An 895-nucleotide genomic window follows, 5' to 3' on the forward strand; every position below is an offset into this window, starting at 1 on the left:
TATAGTACGTTTTTTTGTTAATCGAGATTAACATTTGCACGCTTGGTTTTGTTTAGTTTTCAAAGATCATTATTTGGAGCGGGTGAAGGGAATCGAACCCTCATCATCAGCTTGGAAGGCTGAGGTTTTACCACTAAACTACACCCGCAAGGTGACTCGACTGGTCGGGAAGACAGGATTCGAACCTGCGACCCCTTGGTCCCAAACCAAGTGCTCTACCAAGCTGAGCTACTTCCCGTATATGGCGCGCCCGAGAGGAGTCGAACCCCTAACCTTTTGATCCGTAGTCAAACGCTCTATCCAATTGAGCTACGGGCGCATAATTTAATTTATCTTAACGAGCGACTTTACAATAATAACACCTTAAGAACTAACATGTCAATACTTTTTTTAAAATATTTTTTATGTGTTCTTCTGGTGCGGCCGAGAGGACTTGAACCTCCACGGGGTCGCCCCCACTAGGCCCTCAACCTAGCGCGTCTGCCATTCCGCCACGACCGCGAAATCAGTTTTACTGATATAAAAAAACATTGGTGCGGGTGAAGGGACTTGAACCCCCACGTCACAAGGACACTAGATCCTAAGTCTAGCGCGTCTGCCAATTCCGCCACACCCGCAAGGTGTGTAAATGGTGAGCCATGAAGGACTCGAACCTTCGACCCTCTGATTAAAAGTCAGATGCTCTACCAACTGAGCTAATGGCTCATCTTATAATGAGTAATAATATTTAGTTATTCTCTTGTAATCGACACCCAAATTTCAGTAAGCTTATTCAAGCCGCAGCTCAATTTGTGTGCTGATGTAATGCTTCGAAGCTTATTCGTTCGTGCTCTACCAACTGAGCTAATGGCTCTTCATTTTATAAACAAATGAATATAAATGGCTGGGCTAGCTG

General features: G+C 44.7%; 6 tRNA genes. All 6 read right to left on the minus strand.

The annotated features are described in order from the left end of the window. Positions 1-74: 74 nt before the first annotated feature. Positions 75-148, minus strand: a tRNA-Gly gene (locus COD11_RS25970). A gap of 13 nt (positions 149-161) precedes the next feature. Beyond that, positions 162-238: transfer RNA gene (locus COD11_RS25975), tRNA-Pro, on the minus strand. Positions 239-242: 4 nt separating this feature from the next. Beyond that, a tRNA-Arg gene (locus COD11_RS25980) sits at positions 243-319 on the minus strand. Between the two features lie 96 nt (positions 320-415). Next, positions 416-501 (minus strand) — tRNA-Leu (locus tag COD11_RS25985). A gap of 30 nt (positions 502-531) precedes the next feature. Beyond that, a tRNA-Leu gene (locus COD11_RS25990) sits at positions 532-617 on the minus strand. Between the two features lie 12 nt (positions 618-629). Continuing rightward, a tRNA-Lys gene (locus tag COD11_RS25995) sits at positions 630-705 on the minus strand. Between the last annotated feature and the right edge of the window lie 190 nt (positions 706-895).

It is taken from the genome of Bacillus sp. AFS040349 (assembly GCF_002577655.1).
Classification (GTDB): domain Bacteria; phylum Bacillota; class Bacilli; order Bacillales; family Bacillaceae; genus Metabacillus.